Below are 16,370 nucleotides of genomic sequence, written 5' to 3'. Positions count from 1 at the left end.
TACAATATTTTAATTTTGATTGTTTTCTTAATGTAACATTTCGTTTTTTAAACAAAAAATCAATAAAATAACTAGAAAATAATTACTAACGGAATTTTGGGATGGAAATTAAAAGGAATAATTTGAATTCTATTTTGGGTTTAAAAAAAAAATTAATTTTAGTCGATTAATACTGCGTAGGTCGACCTGTAAGTCGATTGGTTAGTCTGGCAGGGCGAAATTTAACATAATAGACATGGTTACTTATAAAGGAGTGTAGTGATATGCCTACACAACAACTGAAAAATAAAATATTCAAATATTTCATGATCGGACTTTACCTCGTCTCCATTGGTTTTCTGGTCTATTTTATGTATTCCGGCTGGGATTACTATCGCTTACCGTTACAGCAAAGAATCCGACATCTACACTATCAGGAATTAAAGCCGGGCGGCACCATAAGTCATGGATTGGGCATTCTTGGCTCATTGATGATGATTGCACTGCTGGCCTATTCAATTCGTAAAAGAGTTAAGATGTTTAGAAGATGGGGTGCTCTGAATCGCTGGCTAAATTTTCATATCTTTTTGGGAATAATGGGGCCGCTCTTTGTCATTTTGCACACAACTTTCAAATTGAACGGCCTGGTAGCCGTGAGCTTTTGGTCGATGATTGCAGTGGCCCTATCTGGTGTTTTTGGCCGTTTTATTTATGTCCAAATTCCGCGGAATATCGTGGGTATTGAACTGAGTAAAGAAAAAGCTTTAAGATTGAACAATAAAATGAAAGAACAAATAAAAGCGGATTATCAGCTAACGGACCAGGAATTTGTAACCCTGGAGGAAGAGATCGGTGTTCATTTTACTTCCCAATCTTTTTTTAAGGTGTTTGTTTCTTTACTTTTTATTGACATGATCCTTTTTTTTAAACGACCATACATTACCAGAAAAGTAGGGGCGAAACTGAAAATTTCGAAAAAGAAAATAAAGACATTAATCGATGTAACGGTGCAACAGGCGAAACTGGAGCAACGCATTCATTTTTTAAACCAAATTCAACAGATTTTTCATTACTGGCATGTGATCCATAAACCATTTGCTGTGTTGATGTACTTAATTATGGTTATCCACATTGGCATTGCAGTCTGGTTAGGATATACCTGGTTTTAACTTGAGGGGGCATGATGTTTTTAAGAATATACATCATTGGATTTTTATTCCTAATGCTGTTTTGTTCTCTTTCTTTTGGACAATTATCACCTGGTAAATTGCACAAAGCGCATAAAAATTTAGAAGGCGTTGAAAATTGTACAAAGTGCCACATCAGTGGGCAGCAGTTGTCGGGCGATCGCTGCCTGGATTGCCATAAATTGTTAAAAGAAAGAATTCAACAGGGTAAAGGGCTGCATGCCAATAAAGAATACAAAAAGTGCCAGGATTGCCATATTGAGCATCAGGGTAGAAATGCAGAATTGGTGTATTGGAAAGGGGGTAAGGAAAAGTTTGAACATAGTAAAACGGGTTACGAGCTACAGGGAGCGCACAGCGCATTAAAGTGCGAAGATTGCCACAATGCGAAACATATTAAAAACCAAAAAGCATTAATCGATCAGAGTAAAGATTTAAAACGTACATTTTTGGGTCTGAACTCCCAATGCCTTTCCTGTCATATTGACGAACATCGCGGTCAGATGAACGAAAATTGTCTGAATTGTCATAATATGAAAGCCTGGAAGCCTGTGCCGAAATTTGATCACAATAAAACGCAATTTAAGCTCACCGGACTCCACCAAAAAGTAAAATGCCAGCAATGTCATCAAGTTAGAACGGATCGTCCCCTTGGAACAGACAGGGCCTATCTCGATTTTAACGTACAACACTTTAACAGGTGCAATGATTGTCATAAAGATCCACATGCGGGTCGATTCTGGCAAACTTGCCAGAAATGCCATACTACACAGAGCTGGAAAGCCTACAACAAAAAAACATTTAATCACGATCTAACTCCTTTTCCTTTACGCGGGAAACACCAAACGGTTGAATGCAAAAATTGCCACAAAACGACTGCATCGTGGAAGATTGCACGGTTTAAATCCTGTACGGATTGCCATCAGGATTATCATAAAGGACAAATGGCCAATAGTAAGTCAAAGGGCTACTGTGAGCGTTGCCATACGGTTGAAGGCTTTTCACCCTCCACTTTTACTATGAAAGATCATCAGAAAACCAATTACCCACTGTACGGCGCCCACCAGGCTGTTCCTTGCATTGCCTGTCATAAAAAAATAGACGCCGGTACTCCGCGGGAGACGATTCAATTCCGGTTTGAAAGCACGCGGTGTGTTGTGTGCCATAAAAATCCGCATGAGAATCAGGTAGATAAATTTTTAAACATGGTTTCTCCCAAAAATATAATGAAAAGTTGTGAGCATTGTCATAGTGTTGAACGCTGGGATTTGATTACCTTCAACCATAACCTGACTGACTTCAGGTTAGAGGGGCGCCATAAAAAGGTGGTCTGCAGGGAATGTCACCAGCCTGATGCGCGTGGTATCTTTAAATTTCGGGGCGTGTCCGATCAATGCCAGGATTGTCACGAAGATAAGCATGCCGGGCAATTCAAAACCGCGTCAGGAAGTGTAGAGTGCCAACGCTGCCACACCCCGCAGGACTGGCAAGCGCGCAAGTTTGATCATAATAAGGATTCACGGTTCAAACTTTCCGGAGCACACACAAAAGTTCCCTGTTCCGATTGCCATAAAAAGACCATTACCAACGGTAAAAGCGTTGTAAAATATAAACCCCTCTCCCTTACCTGCAAAGCGTGCCATGGAAAAATATAAAACAATCAGGAGTGAACTGATGTACTGGTTACTCGTTGTATTGCTGTTTTCCATGGTAACAGCCCAACAGCCTGCAAACTTTGTCCATGGCCCAGATTTTAATATGGATTGCATTCTTTGCCACAATACCGAGAATTGGAAAGTTGACCCACAGCATATTATTTTTGACCACAATTCGACAGGCTTCAGTCTTTTAGGAGCGCATCGTCAGGTGGATTGCCAGGGATGTCACACTTCTCTTGTCTTTTCTCATATCGGGCACAATTGCATTGATTGTCATCAGGATGTACATCAGGGACGGATGGGAAATGCGTGTGAACGCTGTCATTCTCCAAAAAGCTGGGAGAACCGTTTTGAAATATTTGAAATCCACCAGAATACGCGCTTTCCACTCTATGGCATCCATGCTACAATTGATTGTCAATCCTGTCATGATCGGGAAGACCGCCAGGACTTCACTTTAAAGAGCGTGGAGTGCCAGCAATGTCATATCAAGGATTTTATGAAGACTATCAATCCTTCGCATCAGAAGGCTCGTTTTTCTTTGCAGTGCGAAGGCTGCCATCTGATCAACGCCTCCTCCTGGAAGCAGGCGGTCTATGAGCATAGCCAGCAGTTTCCTCTTGTGGGCGGGCACGGTAAACTTGAATGTATTGATTGCCATAGCGATCGGTTTCAGGGAGTACCAGTGGAATGCTACGCCTGTCATCAGTCACAATATGAACAAACTACCAATCCTAACCATTCCCTTTTTGGTTTTCCTACCAATTGTGAAGAGTGCCATACGATTCAAAAGTGGGAACGCAGTGTGTTTGACCATTTAGCGGTCAGCGGTTTTGCCCTGGTCGGTGTGCATGCCCGTTCGCAAGAGGTACAGTGCATTGATTGCCATGTCAATAATCAAATACGTGGTTTGCCGCGGGATTGTTATGGTTGCCACCAGAAAAATTACAACCAGACCACAAATCCCGATCATGTTAATGGCCATTTCCCACAGGATTGCCTGGTGTGTCACAACCAGGAAGCCTGGTCTCCGGCAGATTTCGATCACAACCGCACAGCGTTTCCTCTCACAGGTGCTCATCAAAACCTGGCCTGTGAAGATTGCCATACTGGCGGACAGTATTCCGGCATTTCAGCGGAATGTTTTTCATGCCATGAGAATGATTTTAACCAGACCAGCGATCCAGATCATCAGCAAAGCAATTTTAGCCACGACTGTACTATCTGCCATTCAACTACGGCCTGGAGCCCGGCAACCTTTGATCACAACCAGACGAACTTTCCGCTAACCGGCGCCCATCAAAATGTACAGTGCATCGATTGTCATCAGAATGGCTATCAGAATACGCCTACCGATTGCGCTTCGTGCCATCAGCAGGATTACGATCAGACCACCGATCCAGACCATCAGGCCGCTAACTTTCCGATCACCTGCCAGGATTGCCATTCCACGACGGGCTGGAGTCCGGCCAAATGGGATCATGACGCTCAATATTTCCCCATTTATTCGGGAAAACATCAAGGAGAATGGAACACTTGCGCCGACTGTCATGTGAACAGCGCCGATTATTCGCAATTCGAATGCATAACCTGTCATGAACACAATAGAACCAAGATGGATGATAAACACAGAGAAGTGAGTAATTATGTTTATGAAAGCCGCGCCTGCTATGATTGCCATCCACGGGGAAGAGAGGAAGGTGATTAAGTATGAGTTGTAAGTTAAAAATTTTTATTGTTATTTTTTTATTATTTACAATGCACTGGGCCAGCGGCCAGGAAATGCCCCATAAAGTACTTAAGTTACCATGCGAACGTTGCCATGTAACACAAAACTGGCATGACATGGTATTCGATCACAAAACAACCAACTTTGAATTAAGCGGGGAGCATCAAAAACTTGCCTGCGCCTCCTGTCATTCTCTGGAAAATTTTTCTGACATTCAATCCCGTTGTAATTCCTGCCATGCGATGTACACCAGGATCGGTTGTACCCTGAGTGTGAACGATGCCATACAACGCAAAGCTGGATTGTAATGGATCCCTATCGTGCTCACAGCCATACTTCCTTTCAGCTCCTTGGAAAGCATGCCAATCTGGATTGCAGGACCTGCCATCGCGGTGAAATAGAAGGCGAGTGGAGAAGATTGTCATCCAATTGTACGGATTGTCATCTAAGCGAATATAAAGCCGCGACCAATCCTGTACATACTGCTCTGGGCTTTGGCCTTGTGTGTGAAGATTGTCATTCGTTGTTCGCCTGGAAGCCCGCTTCATTTAAAAAACACGATAGTCAATATTTCCCCATATTTTCAGGTGCGCATGCGGGCGAGTGGGAGAGCTGTACAACCTGTCACTATGATTCTGGTAATTATTTAACCTTTTCATGTTTTTTAAATTGTCATCAACATAATCGCGCAGCAACCGACGGTAAGCATCATGAAGTGTCGGGCTATCGATACGATAGTAACGCCTGTTACGAATGTCATAAAGGTGGAAAAGGAGGGGACTAAACATGACCCGTTTTAAAATGCTGTTCATTTTATTATTGTTATTTAGCCTGATAAAAGGGCAGCAAATAGAAATAAAAACGTTTAAGATCAAATACATTTCTGCCAGTCATGTCTATTTGCAGGGAGGCGAGAAAGACGGCCTGGAAGTAGGCGATGAATTAATCGTTTTTAGAGGGGCGGAAAACATCGGGCGCATTAAAGTTGCCTTTGTTTCGCGCTATAGCGCATCGGCCTCTATTCTTGAAAAAAAACAGGCAATTAAGGTGGGAGATGTTGCTAAATTAGTCAAAGAAAAAAAGGCGGTGAAAGTTTCCGAAAAAAAACAAAAATCGGATTCACTGTTGAGCGCCAGGAAAACGAAACCTTACAAAAAATCGCCGTCAGGGATACCATCGTTAAAAACAAGGATTGATGGCTACGTTTCAGCTCAGTATTATTATTTTAAAGACCTGGGCTCACGCCGGCTCAATTTTCGACAACCAACCATGCGTTTTCGCCTGAGAATCAAGAATCTATGGCGCCGACATTACAATTTTGAGTTAAGGTTTCGCTCGCGTTATAATGTAAGAGACAAAAGTTTTAGCGATAATGTACCTAAAAATGAATGGCAAAACCGCTTGTATGAATTTACCTTTGAATACGATGCGCCGGATGCCTTTTTAACCTATAAATTGGGTCGTGTCATCTCGAGTGCTTTTAGTGGTGTAGGTTACATTGATGGCGCTCTGGCCAATTTTAAATTGAGAAAATCATTGTATTTTGGTTTGTTTGCCGGTACTCAACCCGATTGGCGAACATCGAATTTTCAGACAGAAATCCAAAAATACGGAGGCTATCTGCAGTTTGATCGGGGAAAATTTGGCGGGCATAAAATGAACGCCACGCTGGCCGCTGTAGGCGAATACCATGCGGGTGTGGTAAGCCGGGAGTTTGTGTATGTGCAGATGTCCTATTATCACGGAAGAAAATGGAGTTTTTATCAGAATATGGAATTGGATGTAAACCGAGGCTGGCGCAAAAAACGCACCGGCCAGAGCGTTAGTTTGAGTGGGCTCTATTTGAATACAAACTATCACATTACGTCCACCATCAGCGCATCTTTGAGTTATGATAATCGGAAAAATTACTATACCTATGAATTGAGAAGTCTGGCCGACAGTCTGTTTGATGCTGCCTTTCGCCAAGGTTTGCGGGCGAACTTTTATTTTAATGCTTTAAAAGATTATCAAATTTCTATAAATTTAGGAATTAGAGAAAAATCAACCGATGTTAATTTCTCTTACAGCGGGGGAGTAAATGTTGCCCGACGCAATTTTTTCAGTAAATACAATCGACTGAGTTTTAGATTTTCTGGTTTTGACAATATTTTTGCTACGGGTTTTAATCCCAATGTAACGTTTTCAAGATATTTTTGGGGTGGGCATTCTGTAACCATCTCCTATGGGAATTATTATTACCAGCTTAAAAATTTAAAAGATAATAAATTGAACCAATGGATGCGCCTGTTGGGTCAGGTGGAATTACCTGCGCGTTTTTATCTCAATGCGACCTATGAATACAATTGGGGAAGCGATGTACAGGGGCATCGAATCTTATTTGAGCTTGGGTATCGATTTTAAGAGGATAGTAAAATGGAAAATATGATAATCTGGATTATCACTTTCGTTGTAGTTTTGATCATTTTCGTCCCATATTTTATTCAGTTCCGGAGGAAATTAAACCGGGATAAAGCGCTTAAAGCGGAAGCACAAAAACTGGGCGCCGATCAACCCATCGCTCAGTTTCCGCAAATCAATCAGTTGGAATGCATTGGCTGCGGTTCCTGTGTGGATGCCTGCCCGGAGGGCGGTGTACTGGGCATTGTAATGGGCAAGGCGACCATTATTAATGGATTAAAATGTGTGGGCCACGGAATGTGCGCTGAGGCCTGTCCGGTGGGGGCTATTGAAGTGGGTCTGGGGGATATTTCGAAAAGAGATGATATTCCTTTTACAGACGAACACTATCAAACAAACATCCCCGGATTGTATATTGTAGGCGAATTAGGCGGCCTGGCTTTAATTCGTAATGCCATTCAACAGGGCAACAAGGCAGTGGAGCATATTGCCAGTTCTTTAATTAAAGAAAATGAAGACCAGGGTATTCTGGATGTGCTGATTGTTGGAGCAGGCCCGGCAGGACTTTCGGCAGCCCTGACCGCTGTAAAACACAAGTTGAGGTATCTGGTGATAGATCGCCAGGGGGCCGGGGGAACCATATTGCACTATCCGCGCAAAAAATTAGTCATGACGCGGCCGGTGGAAATTCCTCTGTATGGCGTGCTTGAAAAACCGGAATACACAAAAGAAGAGTTGCTTGAAATCTGGGAAACGGCACGGAATAGGTTTCAATTAAATATTAAAACCGGACTGAAGCTGGAAAATGTGGAGCGCCAAAATGGGTATTTGAATGTAATCACCAACGCAGAAGATTTTAAAGCGCGTACCGTGGTACTGGCCCTGGGCAGGAGAGGAACGCCCCGCAAATTAAATGTACCTGGTGAAGAGCAGGGCAAGGTAATGTACCGATTGATTGATGCCGAATCGTACCAGCATGAAAAAATTTTGATTGTCGGAGGAGGAGATAGTGCCGTAGAGGCTGCCATCGGACTGGCGCATCAAAAGGGCAACACCATAACCATTTCTTACAGAAAACATAAATTTTTCCGTATCAAAAAACGCAATGCTCAGCGCATTGAACAATTAATAGACGCCAATAAAGTGCAGGTTATTTACAATTCTACCGTTAAAGAGATTAAAGAAAATTCGGTTGTCTTAAATACAGAAGACGGGGAAGTGGATATAGCGAATGATTACGTGTTTATCTTTGCCGGAGGCGAGCCGCCGTTTGCCTTGCTAAAAAAAATCGGTGTGCAATTTGGTGTTGGTGAAACGGATCAAAAAGCCCTGGCCGGTTAGTTTTTCTTTTTTTTAAATACCCAAAACTCACTTAGTAAAAAGTTGGAGATCATCCCCAGCCCGATGCCCATTAAATTACTTAAAATGTAAGGCCAGCCCACTACTTTGGTCAGGATTAAGAGGGTTACATAATTAATCACTCCGCCCAGCGCCGCCGAGGTGTAGTAACGAATCAGACGATGAAAGTAGGAAAAATGCCGTTGGTGGCGATCCTTTCCCCAGGTGAACAGATCGTTCCAGGTAAAATTGTTAAAAATGGCGATAGCAATGGCCAGAGGAGAAGCCAGTTCCAGCGCCAGATGCATTTGACCGTGAAAAATCCACAAAAACAAATTGTTAACAATCAAACCAGAGGTGCCAATCATTCCAAATTTGATCATGCGAATGGCGCGTTCTTTAGTCTGCTGAACCATGGTAATTCCTTGCCAGATAGCAATAGATGGTGCGAGTGTGAAAACGATCTAAAAATTTGTATTCAAATTTTTCGAGCAGTTGAACAGAATCAAAATATTGGCGCACATATTTCAGATCGTCCTTGTATTCTTTGCGGTCGTCAATAACGTACAAGGCGTCTTTACCTGCCAGCGAATCGGGGGTGCCCCAGATGTCAAACTGCAAAGCCGGACGATTGTAAATGTTTTCGGCGTAAGTGTCCTGATGATCGGGCAGGTAGAATTTAAGCAAAGCGGCGCTCTTGTAACCATTAGAAAAAATAAAAATCTGTTTGCGCCCGCCCAGCTTTTTCTGCAGATTGTAAATTTTATTTGCAGCATCCGACCATCCACTCCAGGTGTTGCCCTCGCCTAAAGGCATATTGGGCACCAGTTGAATGGAATGGGCTAAAATCAACAAAAAAACAGAGAAATAGAAACCAGCTTTCATCCAGCGGAACGTTGTAAAAGCCGTGGGTTTTAGAACCAGAGTGGCGCCCACAATCCAGCCCAGATAACCGGGCAGTAGCCAGTTCATTTTAACCAACGAACGAAGGCTGACATAGATGAATCCGCCAATGATAAAAAAACCACTCCAGAAAAGCAGGTTCAACAAGCGGTCGCTAAAGCGCGTTTGAAATTGGCGCCTGAGAAATTGGAACAACACACCCATTCCCAGTGGGGTCAATAAGAACAATTGGCTGAAAAAGAGCTGAACCACGTATTTGCTGGTGAAAGGCTTTAGTTTGGCTGCCCGATTGCTGAACTGAAAGGCGAACGAAGCCCAATCGTGCTGCGCATTCCAGAAAATCACCGGTGAAAATACGGCCAGCATGATGGCCAGCATCAGGTAGGGATGGGGCCTGAACAGCCAGCGTCGTAATTTTGCATCAAAGAGCAGAAAAGCAAACAGGCCAGGCAACAGAGCAATCATTGTGTATTTGCTGAGTAAACCCAAGCCCAGGGCGATTCCTATCCCATACCACCAGCGTGGCTGTTGGGTCTGGTAAAATTTTAAAAATAAAAAGAGAGTCAGCATCCAGAAAAAGAGCAGCGGGGTATCCGGTACAATGAGAATGGCATAAAGGTGAGCGAAGATGGTTAAATTAAAAAGTAGAATGGTCAATAAGCCGGTTTTTTCTGTTTCTTGCTGCGGCAGGCCCTTCAGCTGAGCGATGACAAGCGTACTTTTGAGTAACAAATAATTGATGCCCAGGAACCAGATCACAGCCAGGAATTTCACTCCGAAGACGGTATTGCCAAAAAGCAGGGTTCCCAGCCCGATGGAATAAGCGGCCATGGGTGGATGATCAAAATAAGAGAGCGCCGGGTATTGAATGTAATACCAGTAATAAGCTTCCTGCGGAGTAATAGGCAGGAACAAAAGATAGATCAGACGAAAGAGCGTTAAGCCCACAATGAGATTCATAGCCATTTTAACTGGCGATTTTGTTTGCACAAGCACGTTCATGTACATCCGTTTCTGAATTTATTAAAAAAACTAAGTTTACGATTCTACTGATTTTCTTGCAAATATTAATGATCCGATTTCGACGAAAGGTTAATGGACTGTGAGGATGTTTAAATACTACCCTTAAAAGATCTATCCCGCTAAAGCGGGATGCGAAAATTTTTGTGCTGTGTGAAGAAGCAAAACTGTTGAATTGTTGAATTGTTGAATTGTTCATTGGTTGAATGAGCATCGGGCTGACAGACCAAATTCCCATTGATCGTGAATTTTACATGATAGGAAATCTCTAACACATTTGGGGAAATTTAACATTCAAGTCTTCACCCTCTCCCAGATTTTTATTCTGGGAGAAGGGGATCGAGGGGGTGAGGGCTAATTCGTGAAATGACTTCTGCTGTTGGAGGAGAAGAGTTAAGAGTGTAAGAGTTAAAGGGTTCCGGGGCATCGGCCTGTCATTTTTTAAAGAAGTTTTTTGGTTGCGGCTCTGCTGCCTTAAAATAATCAAAAGACGGATTGAAACCTGATGCTTCAATCCGTCTAAAAAAAAGACAATGAGCTGAGAAAGATGCTAAGGTTTGCTCAGAAATTTTAAGGCCTGCTGCATGAACTGATCTCTAATTTTCTGATCGATGATGCTTTCAAAAGGGAAGCCCAAAGTAAGGACTCTGAAAAATCCTTTAAAGGCGATTCCGGCGCTGAAACCATTTTCGGCATAGCGTAAACAGGTCCAGGAATCGGACATGGGGTAAAGAGCATCGGCTGATTCGACCTGGTAGATGCGCGGGTGGTAACGGGTATTAAAACGAAAGACGGGCAGGTTAAAAATAGAATCACGCAGAGCCCTGGTGACCTTTCCAGTGCGGCAGGCATGATCAACCGCGCTTTGCATGCGTAACCACTTTCTGGCAAACAATATGTTGTGTGGCTTACTGGTCTTGTGATTAAAAAGATCGCTGCCCACATAAGCGCCTGAAATCAATAAGCCCTTTCCGGCTGTTAAATAGGCTTGAATAACTTTTTGCAGCTTGCCTGGAAAGGCGGCAAAAGTCGAATCATGATAAATTTTGTTTTGCGTAAATGGCCAGGGCGTATGCTTTTCTTCGCCTAAAATCAAATCCATTACCGGATAGTCCGTAGCCCGCACCAGACCTTCCATCAGAGCCTCGTCACTGCAAGAAACAAAATTGAATCCGGCCGTTTTAATCGATTTACCATGTTCATAAACGAAATCGAATGTATTGCCCGGTATGATTTTGGTTTCAAAATCAGCAAAACTGGCTCCAAAACCAGGAGCATCATTGGTCATAAAGGGCGCATTTAAAAGGAAATTGTGTTGGTAGCCGGTGAAATCAAGACTAAAGCGGTCGGGCACGCCATTATCCAGCCAGCCTAAAAATCCGCCAATGCTGTCCAACTTAAAATAGCTGGGGCCGCAAATCCGGTCAAAGCCGTTAACGATCAGGACGGTTGGAGCTGGGAGTTTTGATCGATAAACCGCCAGGACTTCGGAGGGGAAGCTCTGGCCACCGGAATTTAAAGCGCAAACTTTAAAACTGTAAATTTTACCGGGTTCAATGTTGTGAACTGTCGCCACGGTATCTTGAACCAGAAAACCATTGTCAAATCCGTTACTATCGATGCGCGTGTAAACGATGTAGGCCTCCGGTCTCGCGCTGGGCTCCAGGGCATCCGGTTGCGGTTTCCAGCTCAGAATCACATTGCCGGAGGTGTCAAATTGGGCCTTAAAATGCGTTACGGGTAAAGGTTGCACAACAAACGGTTCCTGGTGCTCAGAATTAATGAACTTGAGCATGGCTTTGTAAATGGAACGACTGACGGCAAATCGGAAGCGCGGATCAAGCCCCAATTGCATGTCCCGAAAGTTCTGGTGGGAAAGCAGTTCAAGTAAAGCGCCGGGCACATTGGGCCGGAAGCTCTCGCTGTATTGCGCCTCGAGTAAGGCCCTTCTTTGCCAGGTAGAATCAAATTGAGCGCGGATGTCCTGTACAATCTGTGTCTGCAAAATATCGGCAAAGTCGCGATTGGCCAGGCGTGAAACGCTGTCAGGAAATGTGCGTTGGGAATCGGCATCCAGAATGCTGTAAATAGAAAGCGTACCGATGGTGCTGTCGTTGTTTGTAATTCCGGCGTCGGTGTGGAACGCCACAGTAAGATCGATGGGGATACCCAGGCCTTTTGCCTGGCGGTCGCGATTGGGGCCAAATGGTCGTCCGTAGAGATAATTAGCGTACTCGGCCCGACACATGTAATCATCTTTGTAATCGTTGGAGTCGGCATGTAAATTGTAAACAAGCGTATCTGGCATGCCCGCATATTGCAGATAGTAGCGGGCGCCTTCTTGGAAACGGGGCCGTCCGCTGGTTGTGCCCTCTCTGGCGATATTGCCCATCCCACCGCCAAAACGAACGGCATCGGCCGTTACCTGTTTACCGGCTTGCTGGCTGAGATTGGTTAAGACCACGCTTCCCGAATCGGGATGCAGACCTTTTTTGAACTGAAAAGTGCCTAAATAAATCCAGGTGCCACCGCCAATGGTCTGGTTGACTTTAAAACTGGTTCGTCCTCCTGCATGGTAAACCGTGTAATCGGCATCGGTTACGGCATTGGAGTCGCTATGGTAAGAGATATAGACGGCGTATGAACCGGCTTGTGGAATGATCGGCGCCCATTGAACGAAAGCGGAGGCAACCGTGTCGCTTAAAACATAGCGGTAGCTGCCCTGTAAAAACGGATTTACTCCAGATTGATAAGGGACGTGGCCTACGGCAAAACCAGCTTCCTCACCTTTTTTAAAGAAATGGCGGTTGTCTTTTGAGGTTTCAGAATAGTGTCTGCCTGCTGGTCCGGTTGAATCATTATCCACAATGACTTCATGAACCTGAATGTCACGTTCTCTGGGTAAAAAAACGCGGGCTCCAGCATTTTCCAACATGGGAATCAGATAAGGGAGAACAAATGAAGTGGGAAGCAGGTCTTCGACGGTTTCAAACAGGCGAGGGCGTTGCCATTCCCAACGCCCGACTCTATTGTTAAAATACCAGCCGTGACTATTCCACAAGACAATATTTCTGCCAGCCAGGCCCCGATCGATTTTCCAGGGGTGTTCAGGCCGGACGATAGGTACAGGTCGTGTAACCGCTCTGGGCAGCCTTTGCTTGTCCGGAGGAAAGACTTGTTTTCTGCAGAAATTGGGCACCAGTTCTTCGATGGGGACTTGCAGGCTCAGGATAGTTAATTGGTATTTTTTGAACTTGCGGCCCAACCTGTGTCTAATTGATTCGTAAACTTGCCGAACATTCGTCTCCCTGAAAGGGACGTAGGAAAACGCTTTGTTAAAATAGATAGCAATCTGTTTGTTTTGTTCATCAACTCTTACGCTATCAATACGTGTGCCAGGAAAAATTTTGATTGGCTGACTGCTCTTGCTGGCATAAAAAAGGAATTCCTCCACTTTTTTGTGTACTCTTATCTCATTTTTACTTAAACCTGTGTAATCATAGATGGGCCGCTTTTTGATTAATTTGGGCTGACAGGAAAACAACAAGAATATTGAGAGGAAAGTAAGCAGCAGATATTTCATTCTGACCTCCGATTGATTAAATTTTTGTTGCATTAAATAAAATTTTCTTTATATTCTGTTTAAATCATTTAATCATTAGTTCGTTTTTTAATCATTCTGTTTAATCCGTATTGTATTATTTAATCAAATTAAAAACAATTTTTTTTTTGAAGAAAAGTAGGATTAATATGACAGAAATGTTCTTTCATGTTGGAGTTACCCATCAATATTGATGAATTGGCCTTTGTGTTACATCGCGGAGCAGATTTGCGCATGGAGTGTTTCCTCGACTGTGAAACAGGGGAGATTATTTACATCCCTACCGACACTTCCGCTTTAAATGCCATGTTTAAATCGGTTTTTGAACCAGAACGCCTGAATATAGAGGGCCTGGCCAGAGATATTATCCGTAAAGAGAGCGCATTAAAGTATATTCCCGACAACTTTTCCCAGTGTGTGTTTGAACTAATGAACAGCTTTGTTAATACCACCTCTTTTCCCGATTACCTGAAAAATAAATTAGTAAAAGCCATTCAAGGTAAAAATGGCTACGCCGAATTCCATTCTATATTGAAGAGTGCGCCCAAATATTTTAAAAAATTTTTGAACTTCAGGGATGAATTTTTTGTGTTAAAAGCTATTGAATGGTTAAAAGAAAACGATATCGTAATTAAGACCTGAAAATTGTTGGTAAAAAACGATTCACCGTTTTTTGATAATGTTTATAATGCGTACCAAATGTTTCCACCATCTTTCTTTCTTCTAAACTTGATCCCAAACGGAAATAGAGCACTAACCAGGTGAGCAGGAGAAATTTAAAGAGCGTCATATGCGGTTCAAAGAGGAAAATGATTATTGTAAAAAAATAAAGCGGATGGCGCATGAATTTAAAAGCGCCCTGGGTATGGAACGATTCACTATCTATCCGCGCTAATGCTGAAATAGAGGCCCCTTGATTTTTGAGTTGAGCGAGGCCAAGAAAGGCCTTTAAATCGAACGAGCTTAACGCCCAGATGAAGCCCAGCGAACCGAGAGCCTGCATAAAGCGAAAGACCCAGTAGAGCGTTCCCTGCATTTTCCATACCAGCCCCGAAGGTCGTGGCAGATAAACAAATAACAGTAACAAGAGAATACTTTGCGCTATTGTGTAAGTTATTCTGTAAAATGGGGCAAACCAGGGTAGGTGTCGCAGAAACCACTGTTTAGTTCCTTTAGCGGCAAAGAAACTATGGAGAATGGAGTAAATCAGAAAAGAGATTATGATAACGCCAATCTGGGCTAATTTAGAATCGCTGTACATTTCCATTGCTTTTTTGAATGAAACATTGTACTTTATAAAAACGAAAAAAGAGACTGGTACATTCCATGGCAAAGAAAAGAGTGGGTATAACCCTCGGTGATCCTGCGGGAATTGGGCCCGAAATTGTTTTGAAAGCCCTGTTAAATCATCCCGAAATCCATGAATTGTGTACCCCTGTTGTGTTTGGTCCTTACATTATCTTGAAAAATTATCTGCATTTGTTAGGTTTGCAAGCCAGTCTGATCACTGTGTCTAACCTGGACAAAATTCCTGAGCATCTGTTTGATGGCGACATTCTGGTTTTCAATACACCGCAGGTGGATCCGTTACCTGCGCCCGGAGAAATTTCTTCAGCGGGTGGTCAGATGGCCTTTAAAGCCATCACGGCTGCCATTGATCAGGCTCTGGAGAAAAAGATTTGTGCCGTGGCCACGGCTCCTATTAATAAACTTTCGTTGAAGGCCACCCAGGTTCCTTTCTTAGACCATACCGCTATTTTTACCAATTTTACCGATAGTTCCAATACCATGACGCTTTTTATGACAGGAAACTTGCGCATCTTTTTTTACTCAAGACACATCCCTTTCAAAGAAATTGTCAATGCTCTGGATCAGAAAAAATTATTGACCACAATTCGCCAGTGTCATCAATATCTAAAGCAAATGGGTTTTGAACACCCTCACCTTGCGGTGGCTGCTTTAAATCCCCATGCCGGAGAAGAGGGCTTGTTTGGTACCGAGGAGATCGATATCATCACGCCGGCCATTGAGCAAGCGCGCATGGAAGACATCAGAGTTACGGGGCCAATCCCGGCAGACTCTGTATTTCACCTGACCTCCCGCGGGCGGTACGATGCCGTCCTTTCTTTGTATCATGATCAGGGACATATTGCAGCTAAAACGCTCGATTTTTTTCGTACCATCAGTTTAACCCTGGGCCTGCCTTTTTTACGTACCTCTGTGGATCATGGTACAGCCTTTGAAATTGCGGGTAGGGGCATCGCCAATGAGACCAGCATGGTGGAGGCTATTAAGGCAGCGGCCCTCTATAGCTGGAGCTAAAGATAAAAATTTCTTTGTTTCTGAATAGCTCATGATTAATAATGGCGATGGAACTATTTTTTTGCTGTTCGTTCATACTACATAATGTAGTTTTTTCTTGCAATAATCCAAGGCAGCGGAGCCGCAACCAACATCAACCGCAAAGAGCACAAAGATTTAGAAAAAAATAAAATTTATTGACATGTAAGGCTAGGACTCAGCAAAGCGGCACAATTTGCTCCCCCTTCCCTTTA

13 protein-coding genes are annotated in these 16,370 nt (G+C 43.4%); 9 read left to right on the top strand and 4 right to left on the bottom strand.

The features are described 5' to 3' along the window. Positions 1-263: 263 nt before the first annotated feature. From ACWB0I_RS04525 to ACWB0I_RS04495, 7 genes are read left to right on the top strand one after another with little or no spacing between them, the layout of a single operon-like run. Positions 264-1,148 (top strand): hypothetical protein, encoded by an 885-nt coding sequence (locus ACWB0I_RS04525; protein WP_479386847.1) that lies wholly within the window; start codon positions 264-266, stop codon positions 1,146-1,148. 11 nt (positions 1,149-1,159) lie between these two features. Continuing rightward, positions 1,160-2,821, top strand: a complete 1,662-nt coding sequence (locus ACWB0I_RS04520) for a cytochrome c3 family protein (RefSeq protein ID WP_479386846.1) — start codon at positions 1,160-1,162, stop codon at positions 2,819-2,821. A gap of 19 nt (positions 2,822-2,840) precedes the next feature. Beyond that, positions 2,841-4,532, top strand: a complete 1,692-nt coding sequence (locus tag ACWB0I_RS04515) for a hypothetical protein (protein WP_479386845.1) — start codon at positions 2,841-2,843, stop codon at positions 4,530-4,532. 2 nt (positions 4,533-4,534) lie between these two features. Continuing rightward, a complete protein-coding gene (locus tag ACWB0I_RS04510) occupies positions 4,535-4,861 on the top strand; it encodes a hypothetical protein (RefSeq protein WP_479386844.1) in 327 nt (108 codons plus the stop codon). Continuing rightward, on the top strand, positions 4,861-5,337 hold the full coding sequence (locus tag ACWB0I_RS04505) for a hypothetical protein (RefSeq protein ID WP_479386843.1): 477 nt from the start codon (positions 4,861-4,863) through the stop codon (positions 5,335-5,337). Before ACWB0I_RS04510 ends, ACWB0I_RS04505 begins: the two co-directional genes overlap by 1 nt. Positions 5,338-5,339: 2 nt before the next feature. Further along, positions 5,340-6,956 (top strand): hypothetical protein, encoded by a 1,617-nt coding sequence (locus ACWB0I_RS04500; protein WP_479386842.1) that lies wholly within the window; start codon positions 5,340-5,342, stop codon positions 6,954-6,956. 12 nt (positions 6,957-6,968) lie between these two features. After that, positions 6,969-8,294, top strand: a complete 1,326-nt coding sequence (locus ACWB0I_RS04495; protein ID WP_479386841.1) for an NAD(P)-binding domain-containing protein — start codon at positions 6,969-6,971, stop codon at positions 8,292-8,294. Here ACWB0I_RS04495 and ACWB0I_RS04490 read toward each other — a convergent pair. From ACWB0I_RS04490 to ACWB0I_RS04480, 3 genes are all read right to left on the bottom strand, one after another. Further along, on the bottom strand, positions 8,291-8,707 hold the full coding sequence (locus tag ACWB0I_RS04490; protein ID WP_479386840.1) for a GtrA family protein: 417 nt from the start codon (positions 8,705-8,707) through the stop codon (positions 8,291-8,293). The genes ACWB0I_RS04495 and ACWB0I_RS04490 overlap by 4 nt on opposite strands. Beyond that, positions 8,691-10,196 (bottom strand): glycosyltransferase family 39 protein, encoded by a 1,506-nt coding sequence (locus ACWB0I_RS04485; RefSeq protein ID WP_479386839.1) that lies wholly within the window; start codon positions 10,194-10,196, stop codon positions 8,691-8,693. The genes ACWB0I_RS04490 and ACWB0I_RS04485 overlap by 17 nt, the downstream gene beginning before the upstream one ends. A 568-nt stretch (positions 10,197-10,764) precedes the next feature. Next, positions 10,765-13,797, bottom strand: coding sequence for a golvesin C-terminal-like domain-containing protein (locus ACWB0I_RS04480; protein WP_479386838.1), 3,033 nt, complete (start codon positions 13,795-13,797; stop codon positions 10,765-10,767). 186 nt (positions 13,798-13,983) lie between these two features. Here ACWB0I_RS04480 and ACWB0I_RS04475 point away from each other — a divergent pair, with 186 nt between their 5' ends. Then, positions 13,984-14,457 (top strand): UPF0158 family protein, encoded by a 474-nt coding sequence (locus ACWB0I_RS04475; protein ID WP_479386837.1) that lies wholly within the window; start codon positions 13,984-13,986, stop codon positions 14,455-14,457. Here the strand turns inward: ACWB0I_RS04475 and ACWB0I_RS04470 are convergent. Beyond that, positions 14,447-15,076, bottom strand: a complete 630-nt coding sequence (locus ACWB0I_RS04470) for a methyltransferase family protein (protein WP_479386836.1) — start codon at positions 15,074-15,076, stop codon at positions 14,447-14,449. The two genes, ACWB0I_RS04475 and ACWB0I_RS04470, sit on opposite strands and share 11 nt — an antisense overlap. A gap of 65 nt (positions 15,077-15,141) precedes the next feature. Between ACWB0I_RS04470 and pdxA the strand changes: the two genes are divergently transcribed. Beyond that, entirely contained in the window at positions 15,142-16,137 is a 996-nt protein-coding gene (gene pdxA, locus ACWB0I_RS04465) for a 4-hydroxythreonine-4-phosphate dehydrogenase PdxA (protein WP_479386835.1), read from the top strand. Positions 16,138-16,370 lie beyond the last annotated feature (233 nt).

The organism is Caldithrix sp. (genome assembly GCF_056497305.1).
Note: the sequence above shows the minus strand (reverse complement) of the source record. Positions and strands in the feature narration are given on the sequence as shown.